This window comes from Streptomyces sp. NPDC044044 (assembly GCF_056434405.1).
The window spans coordinates 34076-49199 of sequence record NZ_JBWKFG010000014.1; the positions used below are offsets into that span (position 1 = coordinate 34076).

The window sequence follows — 15124 nt, forward strand, 5'->3', positions numbered from 1 at the left end:
GATGAGTGCTGATTCAGCGACTCCGGAACTCTTCGGGCCCGAGCCCGCCCCGCCCGGCAAGGTCAAGGCGTTCCTGCGCCTGGTCATGATCGAGCACTCGGTCTTCGCCCTGCCCTTCGCTTACATCGCGGCCCTGACCGCGATGTTCCAGCTGGACGAGAACATCCACTGGGGGCGGCTGCTCCTGGTCACCGTCTGCATGGTCGGCCTGCGGACCTTCGCCATGGCCGCGAACCGGATCATCGACCGCGAGATCGACGCCCGTAACCCGAGGACCGCCCACCGCGAGCTCGTCACGGGCGCCGTCTCGGTGAAGTCCGCCTGGACCGGCGCGCTGATCGCGCTCGTCGTGTTCCTCGCGTCGGCCGCCCTGCTCAACCCGCTCTGCCTGGCCCTCGCGCCCATCGCGGTGATCCCGATGGTGGTCTATCCCTACGGCAAGCGGTTCACGAACTTCCCGCAGGCGATCCTGGGCATCGCCCAGGCCATGGGTCCGGTCGGCGCCTGGATCGCGATCACCGGCGAGTGGTCGTGGCAGGCCGTCATCCTCGGGTTCGCGGTCGGCGTCTGGATCGGCGGCTTCGACCTGATCTACGCCTGCCAGGACGTGGAGACGGACCGCGAGGTCGGCGTGAAGTCGGTGCCCGCGCGGTTCGGCATCCCGGGCGCCATCTGGGGTGCGCGCGGCTGCCACCTGGTGACCACGGCGCTGTTCGTCTGGTACGCCGCCGCCACCGACGCGGGCGCGTTCCTGTGGCTCGGCATCGCGGTGGTCGCCGGCGCGTTCGTCTACGAGCACTCCATCGTGAAGCCGCATGACCTCTCGCGGCTCAACCGCGCCTTCTTCCAGGTCAACGGCTTCATCGGTATCGCGCTCTTCGTCTGTGCGCTGCTCGATCTGCTGGTGCGCGGCCTGACCGTCTAGGCTCACAGCGTGAAGCCAGGAGATACGCAGCGTAAGCCTTGGATCGTGGGGGTGTCGGGGGCCTCGGGGACCCCGTACGCCGCCGCCGTGCTGCGGGCGCTGCTCGCGGCGGGGGAGAGCGTGGACCTGGTGGTCTCGCGGGCCTCGCGGCTGACGATCCTCGACGAGACGGGCATCGCCTTCCGTGACGCGCACTGGCAGGACGACCTGCGGGAGTGGCTCGGGCGGGGTGCCGACGGGAAGCCGGGCACCTTCGACGTGCCGGTGGACGACGTGCGGTACTGGGCGGCGGGGGATCTGGCCGCCGGTCCTTCGTCGGGGTCGTACGCGACCAAGGGGATGCTGATCGTGCCCGCGTCCACGGCGTGCGTGGCCGGGGTGGCGCTCGGGCTCTCGAAGGATCTGCTGCAGCGGTCGGCGAGCGTGACGCTCAAGGAGGGCCGCCGGCTGGTGGTCTGCGTACGCGAGACGCCGCTGAACGGGCAGACGCTGAAGCACTTGGTGAGCCTGGACGAGGCGGGCGCCGTCGTGCTGCCCGCCTCTCCGGCGTTCTACGCGGGGGCGACGCACATCCAGGACCTGGTGGACTTCGTCGCCGGGCGGACGCTGGATGCGGCAGGAGTGCCGCATCGGCTGTACCGCCGGTGGAAGGGGGAGCTCGGTGGAGGCTCGGCCCCTTCGGGGGGTTAGCGCTTCTTGGCGGCGCGCTTCGTGCTGCGCTCGGCCTTGGGCGCGGCGGTCTGGTGTCCACGCGAGCGGTTGGCCAGGTCCTGCAGCTCGCGCATCCGGGCGTAGGCCATCTCGATCGAGTACACGGTGTCTCTCACTCCTGAGTGTTGTTTGTGAAGTGTCGTTTGAAGAATCAACGCCGATCGGCGGAGATTCCGAAAGATTCACAGGGGTTCAACCCTGTTGCACCTTAGATTCTACACATAGACTCGCGGTATCGCTGAATAATGAAAGGCATCGCACCTATGGACGCCGTGGACAGGCAGCTCATCCAGGCTCTGCGTGAGAACGGCAGAGCCTCGTACGCCGAACTTGGCCGCCTCGTCGGCCTCTCCGGACCGAGCGTCACGGACCGGATCAACCGTCTCGAAGCGGCGGGTGTCATCACCGGATACCGCGCGACCGTGGACTCCGCATCGCTCGGTCTGGGCGTCATCGCCCTCATCGGCATCTCCCTCTCGGACGCCGCCGACCACGAGGACGTGGCGCGACGCCTGAAGGACCTGCACGAGATCGAGGACTGCTGGTTCATCGCGGGCGACGACTCGTACATGCTCAAGGTGCGGGCCAGTGACGTGGACGGCCTGGAGAAGACGATCCGCAGGCTGAGCGGCACGAAGGGCGTCTCCAGGACGCGTACGACGATCGTGCTCTCCACGAAGTGGGAGAACCGCGTCGGGGAGCTGCCCGAAGAGGGCTAGGCGCCTAGGCGTACGGTTGGCGAGGCCTGATGTACGAAGACATATGGACACGGAGAGGCGGCCGGGGTATGGACGCTGGGCTCAAGCGCGAGCTGGAGGAGAAGGTCCGGGCCGGTGAGCGGCTGTCCCGCGAGGACGGCATCGCCCTCTACGACTCGGACGATCTCGCCTGGCTCGGCGGTCTCGCCCACGAGGTGCGCACGCGCAAGAACGGCGACGTCGTGCACTTCAACGTCAACCGCCACCTCAACATGACGAACGTGTGCACCGCGTCGTGCGCGTACTGCTCGTTCCAGCGCAAGCCGGGCGAGAAGGACGCGTACACGATGCGCATCGAGGAGGCCGTCCGCCTCGCCAAGGCGATGGAGGGCGAGAACCTCACCGAGCTGCACATCGTCAATGGCCTGCACCCGAACCTGCCGTGGCGCTACTACCCGCGTTCGCTGAGCGAGCTCAAGAAGGCGCTCCCGAACGTGTCCCTGAAGGCGTTCACGGCCACGGAGATCCACCACTTCGAGACGATCTCGGGGATGTCGGCGTCCGACATCCTGGACGAGCTGATCGAGGCGGGCCTGGAGTCGCTGACCGGCGGCGGCGCGGAGATCTTCGACTGGGAGGTCCGCCAGCACATCGTCGACCACCGCACCCACTGGGAGGACTGGTCGCGCATCCACCGCCTCGCGCACGAGAAGGGTCTCAAGACCCCGTGCACGATGCTGTACGGCCACATCGAGGAGCCCCGTCACCGGGTCGACCACGTGCTGCGGCTGCGTGAACTCCAGGACGAGACCGGCGGTTTCCAGGTCTTCATCCCGCTGCGCTACCAGCACGACTTCGTGGACATGAAGGACGGCAAGGTCCGCAACCGCCTCCAGGCGCGGACGACCATGGCGTCGGGCGCCGAGGCCCTGAAGACCTTCGCGGTCTCGCGGCTGCTCTTCGACAACGTCCCGCACGTCAAGGTCTTCTGGGTCATGCACGGCCTGCAGACCACGCAGCTCGCGCTGCAGCACGGCGCGGACGACATGGACGGCTCGGTCGTCGAGTACAAGATCACGCACGACGCGGACAACTTCGGCACGCCGAACAAGCTGACGCGGGACGACCTGCTCGACCTCATCCGCGAGGCGGGCTTCCGCCCCATCGAGCGGAACACCCGCTACGAGTCGATCCGTGAGTACGACGGTCCTGACCTGGCGCTGCGGGAGACGCCGCAGGCGATGCGGGTCTGACGCCCCCGCGTATGGACAACGCGACGAGCCCCGGCCGCTTCGGCCGGGGCTCGTCGCGTTGTCCGGCATGCGAAACATGGTTGAGGCGCGAGGTGGGTAATGGTTAATCTGCCTCTATGGCACTTACCTTCCGGCTGGACCCGGAGATCGATCCCGCCCTCCGCGACGGCGTCCTCGCCCTCTGGGCCGACGTGTCCAACGCCGGCGGGGCCGTCGGCTTCGTACCGCCCGTGACGGTCGAGGACATCCGGCCCGAGTGGCTGAAGCGCCTGACCCAGCTCGGCCAGGGGGACACCCGGCTGCTCGTCGGGTACGACGAGGACGGCGCCGTCGCCGCGACCGCCTTCCTCGCCTACAACACGCACCGCCTGATGAAGCACTGGATCTGGCTGTACGTGGTGATGGTGCACCCCAAGCACCAGGGCAAGGGATACGGGCGCGACCTGATGGCCGCCGCCGCGGACGCCGCCCGGGGGCTCGACGGCATCGAGGTGATCCGGCTGACCTGCCGGGGCGGCACGGGGGTCGACCGGTTCTACGAGTCCTGCGGATACAAGGAGGTCGGGCGGGTGCCCGACGCCATCCGCGTCGCCCCCGGTGACGACCGCGACGACATCACCATGCTGCTGCCGCTCGGCTGACCGTTCGGGGAGGGCGCGGGCGGGGTTCGCGGGAGGGCTCACCCCCTTGCCGGACGCGACCCCTGCCGTGCTTCACTGGTGGGGCTCGTCCTACTCGGGCCCATTTCGGAACGGAAGAGTGGATTGACATGCTCCGCTACACGCTGATGCGCCTCGGGCTCTTCGTGGGCTGCTTTTTCGCGGTCTGGGGCCTTGTCTATGCCGGGATCCTGCCGAAGGGCCTCGGAGACTCCAACCTCCTGTGGGTCCTGCTGCTCGCGCTCGTCATCTCCGCGCCCCTCAGCTTCGTGCTGCTGCGCAAGGAGCGGGACCGGGCGTCGATCCAGGTCGTCGAGCGCGTGGAGCGGACCAAGGCCAACCTGGAGGCGAACCGCACCCAGGAGGACCTCGCCGACGACGCGGCCCGCGCGAAGTCGTAAGGCGGGTCCGCGCGAAGTCGTAAGGCCCGCGTGAAGCCGTAAGCTTCGTCACAGAAGCCTCAACCCCGGTACTGGAGCAGCCGCTCCGGGCCGGGGTTTCCTGCGTCCCGGGAGTGCTCCCGCCTCCGATCGGCCTCGTCTACCTCAAACAAGACCTTTGATGTTCTCAAAGTTCAAGTGTTAACGTGTTCGACATGAAGACAGCAGCCGCGCCCCGCATCCTCATGAGCGTTCCGCTCGTGGCGCGCCTGCATGTCGATCTCTGCCGCTGCATGTCCGCGGCCTGTCGTCGCCGTCTCTGAGTTCTCGCTGAGCCTCACTGAACAGCGCAAGCGACAAGCACCAAGTGACATCTGCACTGCAGCGGCGCCGTAACGGCCGTTCCGTCTGACCCCTCGCGGTCGCCGCTCCCTCACGTCCCCCTGCCATTACCCGGAGTGTGTCCGTGTCCGCGAAGTCCTCCGTATCCCCGGCCCCTCAGGCCGACGAGCCGAAGACCGGCTCCCGGATACCCAATTTCCTGAAGCTGCCCTTCTGGGCGCAGATTCTCGGCGGTCTGGTCCTCGGCGTCCTGCTCGGCTGGCTGGCCCGCAGCCAGGACATTTCCTGGCTCGTCACCACCCTGGACAAGGTGGGAAGCACCTTCATCGGGCTCCTGAAGCTCGCGGTCGCCCCGCTCGTCTTCTTCGCGATCCTGGTGTCGATCACCAACCTGCGCAAGGTCAACAACGCGGCGCGCCTCGCCACGCAGACGCTGATCTGGTTCATGATCACGTCGCTGATCGCGGTCGTCATCGGCCTCGCGATCGGGCTCATCACGAACCCGGGCGCGGGCACCGGCCTCACCCCGAAGGACGGCGCCAAGCCGGACCACTCGGGCTCGTGGCTCGACTTCCTGACCGGGATCATCCCGACGGACGTCGTCACGCCGTTCACCGAGCTCAACGTCCTGCAGATCGTCTTCATGGCCGCCGTCGCCGGTATCGCCGTACTGAAGATCGGTGAGAAGGCGCAGCCGATCCTGGATCTGAGCGAGTCCGTTCTCGCCCTGCTCCAGAAGGCCCTGTGGTGGGTCATCAAGCTCTCGCCGATCGGCACCATCGGCCTCATCGGCTTCGCCATCGCCGACTACGGCTGGGACCTGATCAGCAAGTACGCGACGTTCACCGTCGACATCTACGTCGGTTGCGCCATCGTGATGTTCGGCGTCTACCCGCTGCTGCTCTCCACGGTCGCCAAGGTCAACCCGCTGCAGTTCTTCAAGGGCGCCTGGCCCGCGATCCAGCTGGCCTTCGTCTCGCGCTCCTCGGTCGGCACGATGCCGGTCACCCAGAAGGTCACCGAGCGCCTCGGCGTGCCGAAGGAGTACACCTCCTTCGCGGTGCCGTTCGGCTCGACCACGAAGATGGACGGCTGCGCCGCGATCTACCCGGCGATCGCCGCGATCTTCGTCGCGCAGATCTTCGACGTGCAGCTCGGCGTCAAGGAGTACCTGCTCATCGCCTTCGTCTCGGTGGTGGGTTCGGCCGCGACGGCCGGTCTGACCGGCGCGACGGTCATGCTGACGCTGACCCTGTCGACGCTGGGCCTGCCGATGGAGGGTGTGGGTCTGCTGCTCGCCATCGACCCGGTCCTGGACATGATGCGTACGGCCACGAACGTGGCAGGCCAGGCGGCCGTGCCGGTGATCGTCGCCGCCCGCGAGAAGATTCTCGACCGTGAGGCCTACGAGAACGCGTCGGCTTCGCCGCTCGACGGGTTCGACGGGGTTGCCGACGAGCCGCAGCCGGTGCCTGCCGCCGCCTGACGTCCCCCGGCTCGTGGTGAGCGTGCCCCGTACCTGGATTCTTTCCGGGTGCGGGGCACGTTTGCTGTTCTGCCGTTGCCGTTGCCTCTGCCGCGGGTCTCCGGCGTAGGTGCGGCATCGTAGGCTGGCTCTTTCTGTGCGCAGGTTGTGTGGAAGGCGGGCGGCCGGGGTGGGCGACGTGAAGGTCGGAGCGGTGGCTGCTGGTGCGGTGGGGAAGCGGCAGAAGCGGATGCCGCGGGCCGTGCGGGAGCAGCAGATGCTGGACGCCGCCGTGCGGATCTTCGGGCAGCGGGGGTACCGGGCGGCTTCGATGGATGAGATCGCGGATGTCGCGGGGGTCTCGAAGCCGCTGGTCTATCTGTACTTGAACTCCAAGGAAGAGCTGTTCACCGCGTGCATTCGGCGGGAGGCCGCTGCGTTGATCGCGGCGGTTCGGGGTGGCGTGAGCGCGGGTGCGGTGCGGGGTGGTGTGAGCGGGGGTTCGGTGCGGGGTGGTGTGAGCGGGGGGTCCGTGCGTGAAGGGCTGCCCGCCGACCGGCAGTTGTGGGCCGGGCTGCAGGCCTTCTTCACGCATACCGCGGAGCGGCCGGACGCGTGGGTGGTGCTGCACAACCAGGCGCGGACGCAGGGGGAGCCGTTCGCTGCCGAGGTCGCCGTGATGCGCGAGGAGATCGTGGCGTTCGTCACGTCGCTGATCGCGGAGGCGGCACGGGAGGCGCACCGGAAGCCGGAGCTCGCGGAGCGCGAAGTGGCGGGCCTCGCGCAGGCGTTGGTGGGGGCCGCGGAGTCTCTGGCGGGCTGGGCGAACGGGGACGCGTCGGTGTCCGCGAAGGAGGCCGCGGCGACGCTGATGAACTTCGCGTGGGCGGGGCTCGGGGAGTTGATGGAGGGGCGGCGGTGGGTTCCTTAGCGGATGGTTCCGCTGAGGTGGGTGGTGTCGCCGTCGCTGCTCCGGAGTTCGAAGGCCGGTCCGTCGGCGGCGTAGGTGACGGTGCTGGGGAGTAGCACGGGGGCCTTGAAGTCGATCTGTACGTCGGCGGATTCCGGCGTGCCGTACTCGGCGAGGCAGCGGGCCGCGGTCCACATGCCGTGGGCGATGGCGCGGGGGAAGCCGAGGAGGCGTGCGGTGAGGGGGTACAGGTGGATGGGGTTGCGGTCACCTGAGACGGCGCCGTAGCGGCGGCCGAGGTCTGGGGGGAGTGGCCACTCGGCGTGGGCGGGGAGGGGGGTGGTGTCGCTGCCGCTGCCGCTGCCGCGCGCCGTGCTCGGTGTCTCGGTGGTGCGGTGGCGGGCCAGGTAGGTGCTGCTTGACGTCCATACGGTGGTGCCGTCGGCGCGGGCTTCGGTGACGAGGGTGGCTTCGGTGCCGCGGCGGTGGGGCGTCAAGTGGGCGGCGTGTACGGAGAGTTCGAGGCTGTCGGCGGTGGTCGGCGCGCGGTGCTGGGTGATCGCGATGGACGTGTGGACGAGGCCGAGGAGAGGGAGCGGGAAGGCGCGGGTGGTCATGAGGCGCATGGCCAGGGGGAAGCCGAGGACGTGGGGGTAGGTGAGGGGGAGGGTGTGCGTGGGGGTGCGGTAGCCGCAGAGGCGGGAGTAGGCGTCGAGGTGGGCGGGGTCGGGGCGAACGCCGGTGAGGGTGGGGCGGGCCGTGGGGAGCGGGGCGTCGGGGCGGGGCCGCTTGAAGGGGGAGAGGATCGCGCCGCGGAGGAGAAGGGGGGTGAGCATGGGGGGCCTTTCGGGGGTGTGCGGGTCTGGTCCGGGTGTGGGGGCGGGGCCGCGCCGGTATGTCCGTCCTCGCTATCGTCCGGTGGCCGCGGGGCTGCTTCGCTGCTGGAGCGCCGGGAACCGTGCTCCGGGCGGACATACCGGCACGTCCCCTCGGGTGCGCGGCCGACTGCGGGTGTGTGAGGGCTGATCTCCCATGGCTGGGCCGAGTTCGTCCGTCTGGCATGCCCCGTTCCACCCGGCTCCTCTGTGTGCTTCCGGCCCCCTCCCGTCGCTGTATGGGGTCTCCTGCCCCCCGGTTGCGTACGAGCCCCCCACCCACCCCCAGTTGCTGCGGGGCAATCGGGCGGGTGGGCGGGAAAGGCTTGTTCGGCAAGGGTCGGATGCGGAGTTACGGGCGGGTGGGCGGGAAAGGCCTGTTCGGTCAGGGGCAGCCGCAGGCCCGCTCCGACGAGGGCTACGACCCGAGCAAGCTCTGGCCGCAGACCCGTATCACCTGCCCGTTCACCCCGCCGGAGGCTGACGATGCGAGCCACGCCGTGGTCTCCGCCACGTCCACCGGAAGGCCCCCCTGCGCGAGGGAGTTCATCCTGCGGCCCGCCTCGCGGATGAGGAGCGGGACCGCCGCCGTCATCTTCGTCTCGATGAAGCCGGGGGCCACCGCGTTCACCGTCACCCCGTGCTCCGCGTACGCCCCCGGCGCCAGCGCCCGCACCAGGCCGATGATCCCCGCCTTGCTCGCGGCGTAGTTGGTCTGGCCGACGTTCCCCGCGATCCCGGCGATCGACGCCGTGGCCACCACGCTCCCGCCCCGGTTGAGCGTCCCGGACTTGAGCAGCGCGTCCGTCGTGCGCAGCACGCTCGTCAGGTTCACGTCCAGGACCGGGTTCCAGCGGTCCGCGGCCATGTTGGCCAGCTTGCGGTCCCTCGTGATCCCCGCGTTGTGGACGAGGATGTCCAGGCCGCCGGGAGCCAGCGCCGAAGCCATCCGCTCGCCGGCGTCGTCCGCCGTGATGTCCAGCGGCAGGGCCGTACCGCCGAGCCGGTCCGCGACCCGTACCAAATCCCCCTGCGTCGACGGCACATCGAGTACGACCACCTGCGCACCGTCCCGCGCGAGCACCTCGGCCACCGCCTCGCCGATCCCCCGCGCCGCCCCCGTGACCAGTGCCGTACGGCCGGACAGCGGGCGGTCCCAGTCGCAGGGGGCCGCCTCCGCGTCGCCCACCTCGATCACCTGGCCGCTGACATACGCCGACCTCGGTGAGAGAAGGAACCGCAGTGTCGACTCCGCCGCCTCCGCCGAGCGCATGCGGACCAGCGTCGCCGTGCGGCCCCTGCCCAGCTCCTTGCCCAGGGAGCGCACGAAGCCCTCCAACGCCTGTTGCGCCGCCGCCTGGTGGTGGTCCGACGGCGAGACCGGGGCGCCGAGGACCACCACACGGCCGTTCTCCGCCACCGAGCGCACCACGGGATGCAGCGCCGCGTGCACCTGGGCGAGGCCGGGAGTGTCGCTTATGCCCGTTGCGTCGAGTACCACCGCCGCCGGGTGTGAGGACTCTGTGGCGAGTGTGAGGTTCGTCCGGGTGAGGATCTGGCGGAGGTCCGTCCCGTGAGGAGATTCCCCTGCCGTCAGGTGCAGCAACTCGCCCTCCAGGGAGGGGGATTCCGGTGTCCAGCGGCGCAGCAGCGACGGCTGCGGCAGGCCGAGCCTTCGAGTGAGGAAGCGGCCGGGCGCCGTGCCCGTGAAGTTCAGATAGCGGTCGGCCATTGTCCAACTCCCAGCTCGGTCGTAAATTTACTTCAGAGTAAGGTTACTCAAGGGTCAGGAGCTGGTCGAGACATGAATCTGCCCACCACCCGCCGCGTGGCGGTCATCGGCGGCAGCCGCATCCCGTTCGCGCGCTCCGACGGCCCGTACGCCACCGCGTCCAACCAGGAGATGCTGACCGCCGCCGTCGACGGGCTCGTCGAGCGGTATCGGCTCGATGGGCCGGGCGAGGTGGGGGAGTTCGTCGCCGGTGCCGTGCTCAAGCACAGCCGCGACTTCAATCTCGCCCGCGAGACCGTCCTCGGATCCCGCCTCGCGCCCACCACACCCGCGTACGACATCCAGCAGGCCTGCGGCACCGGGCTGCAAGCCGTCATCGCCGCCGCCAACAAGATCATGCTGGGGCAGACGGAGTCCGCCGTCGCGGGCGGCGCCGACACCGCGAGCGACGCGCCCCTCGGCGTCAACGACTCCCTGCGCAAGATCCTCCTGGCCGCCCGCCGCGCCAAGTCGGCCGGCGGCCGGGTCAAGGCCCTGGCCCGCGTGCGGCCCTCGCACCTCGTGCCCGACATCCCGCGCAACGCGGAGCCCCGCACCGGGCTCTCGATGGGTGAGCACGCCGCCGTGACCGCCCAGGCCTGGGGTGTCACCCGCGAGGCGCAGGACGAACTCGCCGCGGCCAGCCACCAGCGGCTCGCCGCCGCGTACGACAGGGGGCTCCTGGACGGGCTCGTCGTGCCGTTCCGTGGGCTTGAGCGGGATCAGAATCTGCGGCCCGGGTCGACCGTCGAGAAGCTGGGGAAGCTGAAGCCCGTCTTCGGGGTGACGGGCAGCAACCCGACCATGACGGCCGGGAATTCGACGCCCTTGACGGACGGTGCCGCCGTTGCCCTGCTCGCCAGTGAGGAGTGGGCCGGGGAGCGCGGGCTCGAACCGCTGGCCCATCTGACCGCGTACGAGACCGCCGCCGTCGATTTCGTCGGGGGTGATGTGGCCGGTGGTGAGGACGGGCTGCTCATGGCGCCCGCGTACGCCGTGCCGCGGATGCTGGAGCGCGCGGGGCTCGGCCTCGCGGACTTCGACTTCGTCGAGATCCATGAGGCCTTCGCCTCGCAGGTGCTCGCCACGCTCGCCGCCTGGGAGAAGCGCGGGCTCGGCGTCGTGGACCGGGACCGGCTCAACGTCGCCGGGTCCTCGCTCGCCACGGGGCATCCCTTCGCCGCCACCGGTGCGCGGATCGTCGCCACCCTGGCGAAGCTGCTGGCCGAACGCGGTACCCCCGGCCGCGGGCTCATCTCCGTCTGCGCGGCGGGCGGGCAGGGGGTGACCGCGATTCTGGAGCGGTAGCCGCGCCGCCACCTGTTCAGCCTGGTCCGGCCGTCCGCGGTACTGCAGTACTGCGGTACCGCAGTGCCGCGGTACTCAGTGCGGACCGGATGCCGGACAGACGGATCCCCCGACCATCGCCCGACAAGGAGCCGCCACCCCATGTCCCCCGTCGCCCCTCAGCCAGCCCTCGTCGAACCCCATCTGCGCCACCTCGACGGCGTCGTCCGCGAAGTCTCCGTGCCGCCCTTCGCCGCCACCGTCGGCAGCGGGTCCCTCGCCGACATCCCCTTCGACAACGCCCGCGAGGCCCCCGCCGAAGCCGTGCTCTCCCGCAAGGGCGACGACGGGCGGTGGCGGGACGTGACGGCCGCGGAGTTCGCCGAGGAAGTCCTCGCCGTCGCCAAGGGGTTGATCGCCGAAGGGCTCGCCCCGGGGGACCGGCTCGCCATCATGGCGCGTACGACGTACGAGTGGACGCTGCTCGACTTCGCGGGCTGGGCGGCCGGGCTCGTCACCGTGCCCGTGTATCCGACCTCCTCCGCCTATCAGACCCGGTGGATCCTCCAGGACTCGGGAGCCGTCGCGCTCGCCGTCGAGACCGTCGCGCTGGCCGCTTCGCTCGGGCCCGAGCGGGACCGGATGCCCGACCTGGAGCATCTGTGGTCCTTCGAGAAGGGCGACGTGCGGAGGCTCGCCGAGACGGGGCGCAACGGAGATGTCTCCGATGCCGAAGTCGCGGGGAGGCGTGCCGAGTTGGGGCCCGATTCCGTTGCCACGCTCATCTACACCTCCGGCACCACCGGGCGGCCCAAGGGCTGCGTCCTGACCCACGGCAACTTCTTCGCCGAAGTCGACAACGCCATTGAACTGCTTCATCCCGTCTTCAAGTCCGTCAGCAAGGCGCCCGCGTCCACGCTGCTCTTCCTGCCGCTGTCCCACGTCTTCGGGCGCATGGTCGCCATCGGCTGTCTGCGCGCGCGGGTGCGGCTGGGACACGCGCCCAGCATCCGGACCGAGGATCTGCTGGGGGACCTGGCAGGCTTCCGGCCGACCTTCCTGCTCGCCATCCCCTATGTCCTTGAGAAGGTCTTCAACACCGGGCGCGCCACCGCCGAGAAGATGGGCCGCGCCTCCTCCTTCGACCGCGCCGCCCGCATCGCCGTCCGCTACGGCGAGGCGGTCGAGGCGCGGCAGCACGGCACAGGACCCGGTCCGGCGTTCGGGCTCCGGTTGGCCCGCGCGCTGTACGACCCGCTGGTCTACCGGCGGATCCGCGCGGCCCTCGGCGGCAAGGTCCGGTACGCGATCTGCGGCGGTTCACCGCTCGGGCGCCGCCTCGCCGCGTTCTACGCGGGCGCGGGCATCGAGATCTTCGAGGGCTACGGACTGACCGAGACGACCGCCGCCGCGACCGTGACACCGCCCCTGAAGCCGCGGCTCGGCACGGTGGGCTGGCCGCTGCCCGGTACGCGCGTGCGGATCGCGGACGACGGTGAGGTGCTGCTCGCCGGAGGGCAGGTCTTCGGCGGGTACTGGGACGGGCAGGCGGGCCGTGTGGTGCCCGCGAAGGGGGAGTGGTTCGCGACCGGGGACATCGGTGCCCTCGACGCCGACGGATACCTCTCCATCACCGGGCGCAAGAAGGACATCCTCATCACCACCGGCGGCAAGAACGTGGCCCCGGCCCCGCTGGAGGACTGGCTGCGCGCCCACCCCCTGGTCGGCCAGTGCATGGTGGTCGGCGACGACCGGCCCTACATCACCGCCCTGCTCACGCTGGAGGCGGACGGCATCGCGCACTGGTGCCGGATGAAGAAGAAGGCGCACACGGGCCCCGGTCTCGTGGACGACGCCGACCTGCGCGAGACGCTGCAGCGCGCCGTCGACGAGGCGAACAAGCTCGTGTCGCGGGCCGAGTCCATCCGGCGGTTCGCCGTGCTGCCCGTGGACTTCACGGAGGAGAGCGGCCATCTGACCCCGTCCCTGAAGCTGAAGCGGGACGCCATCGAGCGGGACTTCGCGGAGGAGATCGAGGGTCTGTACGGACACGCACGGTAGCGGTTGTCACTCGCTGTCACCTGGACGGGCGGGGCCGCTGCCCCGCGCTTAGGGTGATCGAGGGGCAGACCCCAGACCCCGGGAGGTTGCCGTGCGCAGAGCTGCCGCAGTCGCCGGCGTGACCGCGCTGGCCGTCATGGGGACAGGGGCCTGGTTGCCGGGCGTGAGCGCGGCGGCTTCGCCCTCGTCGCCTTCGTCGTCATCTTCTTCACCCTCGCCTTCGCCCTCGTCCTCGTCCCCCGATCTCTCCCGCTTCTACACGCAGAAGATCAAGTGGGGCGCCTGTGAGGGTGACGGGGCGGGTCTCATGTCCGATTCCGACGCCACGGCCGTCCCCAAGGACAAGAACGTCCAGTGCGGCAAGATCACGGTCCCTCTCGACTACGCGAAACCGTCGCGCGGCAAGGTCGAGGTGGCCATGATCCGCATCAAGTCCAGCGGCAAGGCGCGCGGTTCGCTCCTGCTGAACTTCGGCGGGCCCGGCGGCGCCGGGGTGTCCGGGCTGCTCCATGCGCAGAAGGAGTTCGAGTATCTCGGCAAGGGGTACGACGTGGTCTCCTTCGATCCCCGTGGCGTGGGCGAGAGTTCGCCCGTCAGCTGCGGGGAGGCCGGTGCGCAGGAGCCGGAGATGGAGGGGGAATCCGACGACCCCGCTGACGTGCTCGACGAGATGCGCAAGATCAACGAGCAGTGCGAGAAGGAGTCGGGGCCCGTCCTTCCGTACGTCGGGACCGTCAACGTCTCGCGCGACATGGACGTCATGCGGCAGGTGCTCGGCGACAAGAAGCTCAACTACCTGGGCTTCTCCTACGGGACGCGGCTCGGCGCCGTGTACACCGCCCAGTTCCCGAAGAAGGTCGGGCGGATGGTCCTGGACGGTGTGGACACGCTGACCGAGGACGTCGAGGAACAGGCCCTGGTCAGCGCGGAGGGGCGGCAGACCGCCCTCGACAACTTCATCAAGTGGTGCACGGGCAACGCGGGTTGTGTTCTCGGAACCGACTCGCGTGCCGCCCGCGACAACATGGGTGAGCTGATCAAGGGGCTCGACACCTACCCGCTCCAGTCCTCCGACGGCGCGGAGTTCACCGGCCAGGACGTCGTGGCCGTACTCGGCCAGGCGCTCTACAGCAGGCAGTCGTGGCCCGCGCTCTCGCAGGCGCTCGGCGCGCTGCTGGCGGACGGGGATCCCAGGGCGCTGCTGCGGATGAGCGGGTCGCTGGCCCAGCAGACTTCCGGCGGCGGAGGCGGAGGCGGCGGAGGCGGCGGCGGCGCGCAGGCGGGTCTGGCGGGCGTGGTGGGCCGGGCGCCCGAGGATATTCCCGCCGACAACATGGCTGCCGCGCTCATGGCCGTGAACTGCGCGGACGACCCGGACCGGCCCGACGCCGACAGCATAGAGAAGGAAGTCGCCAAGCTTCAGGAGGAGTTCGAGTCGACGTCGGCGATCTTCGGGCGTTCGATGCTGATGCCGGTGCTCTTCTGCTTCGGGCGGCCCGCCGGTACGGACTACATCCGCGATGACGTACGCGACGTGAAGAGCCCCGACTTCCTGCTCGTCGGCACCCGGGGCGACCCCGCCACGCCGTACCGCTGGACCCAGGAGACCGCCGAGCGGCTCGGGTCCGCCGCCGTCGTGCTCGACAACAAGGGTGACGGGCACACCGGTTACGCCGGGTCGAAGTGCGTGCGGGACAAGGTGGACGGATTCCTGCTGTACGGGGAGATGCCCGCGAACGGGAGTTCGTGCGGGGTGGACGAGGAGGAGTAGCGGCGGCTTGTCCGTA

Annotated in this window: 14 protein-coding genes; 11 read left to right on the forward strand and 3 right to left on the reverse strand. The window is 69.8% G+C overall.

Annotated elements, in window-relative coordinates:
• The first annotated feature begins 1 nt into the window (after position 1).
• Both mqnP and AC07AG_RS39965 read left to right on the forward strand, forming a co-directional pair.
• Positions 2-925, forward strand: a complete 924-nt coding sequence (gene mqnP / locus AC07AG_RS39960) for a menaquinone biosynthesis prenyltransferase MqnP (protein WP_478761755.1) — start codon at positions 2-4, stop codon at positions 923-925.
• Positions 926-934: 9 nt separating this feature from the next.
• A complete protein-coding gene (locus tag AC07AG_RS39965) occupies positions 935-1615 on the forward strand; it encodes a UbiX family flavin prenyltransferase (RefSeq protein ID WP_478761757.1) in 681 nt (226 codons plus the stop codon).
• Here the strand turns inward: AC07AG_RS39965 and AC07AG_RS39970 are convergent.
• Complete coding sequence (locus AC07AG_RS39970; protein WP_478761758.1) at positions 1612-1740, reverse strand: hypothetical protein; 129 nt, start codon at positions 1738-1740, stop codon at positions 1612-1614. The two genes, AC07AG_RS39965 and AC07AG_RS39970, sit on opposite strands and share 4 nt — an antisense overlap.
• Positions 1741-1899: 159 nt before the next feature.
• Here AC07AG_RS39970 and AC07AG_RS39975 point away from each other — a divergent pair, with 159 nt between their 5' ends.
• From AC07AG_RS39975 to AC07AG_RS40000, 6 genes are all read left to right on the forward strand, one after another.
• A complete protein-coding gene (locus tag AC07AG_RS39975) occupies positions 1900-2355 on the forward strand; it encodes an Lrp/AsnC family transcriptional regulator (protein ID WP_249588502.1) in 456 nt (151 codons plus the stop codon).
• A 68-nt stretch (positions 2356-2423) separates the two neighbouring features.
• Entirely contained in the window at positions 2424-3587 is a 1164-nt protein-coding gene (mqnE, locus tag AC07AG_RS39980; protein WP_478761760.1) for an aminofutalosine synthase MqnE, read from the forward strand.
• A gap of 116 nt (positions 3588-3703) precedes the next feature.
• Positions 3704-4228, forward strand: a complete 525-nt coding sequence (locus AC07AG_RS39985; protein ID WP_478761761.1) for an N-acetyltransferase family protein — start codon at positions 3704-3706, stop codon at positions 4226-4228.
• 128 nt (positions 4229-4356) lie between these two features.
• Positions 4357-4647, forward strand: coding sequence for a DUF4229 domain-containing protein (locus AC07AG_RS39990; RefSeq protein ID WP_361055019.1), 291 nt, complete (start codon positions 4357-4359; stop codon positions 4645-4647).
• Positions 4648-5086: 439 nt separating this feature from the next.
• Complete coding sequence (locus tag AC07AG_RS39995) at positions 5087-6454, forward strand: dicarboxylate/amino acid:cation symporter (RefSeq protein ID WP_478761763.1); 1368 nt, start codon at positions 5087-5089, stop codon at positions 6452-6454.
• A gap of 229 nt (positions 6455-6683) precedes the next feature.
• Positions 6684-7364: a TetR/AcrR family transcriptional regulator gene (locus AC07AG_RS40000; protein ID WP_478761938.1), complete on the forward strand. Its 681-nt coding sequence runs from the start codon at positions 6684-6686 to the stop codon at positions 7362-7364.
• Here the strand turns inward: AC07AG_RS40000 and AC07AG_RS40005 are convergent.
• A complete protein-coding gene (locus AC07AG_RS40005; protein ID WP_478761764.1) occupies positions 7361-8179 on the reverse strand; it encodes a MaoC/PaaZ C-terminal domain-containing protein in 819 nt (272 codons plus the stop codon). The genes AC07AG_RS40000 and AC07AG_RS40005 overlap by 4 nt on opposite strands.
• Before the next feature lie 457 nt (positions 8180-8636).
• On the reverse strand, positions 8637-9950 hold the full coding sequence (locus tag AC07AG_RS40010; protein ID WP_478761766.1) for a 3-oxoacyl-ACP reductase: 1314 nt from the start codon (positions 9948-9950) through the stop codon (positions 8637-8639).
• Positions 9951-10022: 72 nt separating this feature from the next.
• On the opposite strand from AC07AG_RS40010, the gene AC07AG_RS40015 reads away from it, so the two are divergent.
• From AC07AG_RS40015 to AC07AG_RS40025, 3 genes are all read left to right on the forward strand, one after another.
• Positions 10023-11297, forward strand: a complete 1275-nt coding sequence (locus tag AC07AG_RS40015) for an acetyl-CoA C-acetyltransferase (RefSeq protein WP_478761767.1) — start codon at positions 10023-10025, stop codon at positions 11295-11297.
• Between the two features lie 141 nt (positions 11298-11438).
• On the forward strand, positions 11439-13337 hold the full coding sequence (locus AC07AG_RS40020) for an AMP-dependent synthetase/ligase (protein ID WP_478761768.1): 1899 nt from the start codon (positions 11439-11441) through the stop codon (positions 13335-13337).
• A gap of 136 nt (positions 13338-13473) precedes the next feature.
• Positions 13474-15108: an alpha/beta hydrolase gene (locus tag AC07AG_RS40025; protein ID WP_478761940.1), complete on the forward strand. Its 1635-nt coding sequence runs from the start codon at positions 13474-13476 to the stop codon at positions 15106-15108.
• Positions 15109-15124 lie beyond the last annotated feature (16 nt).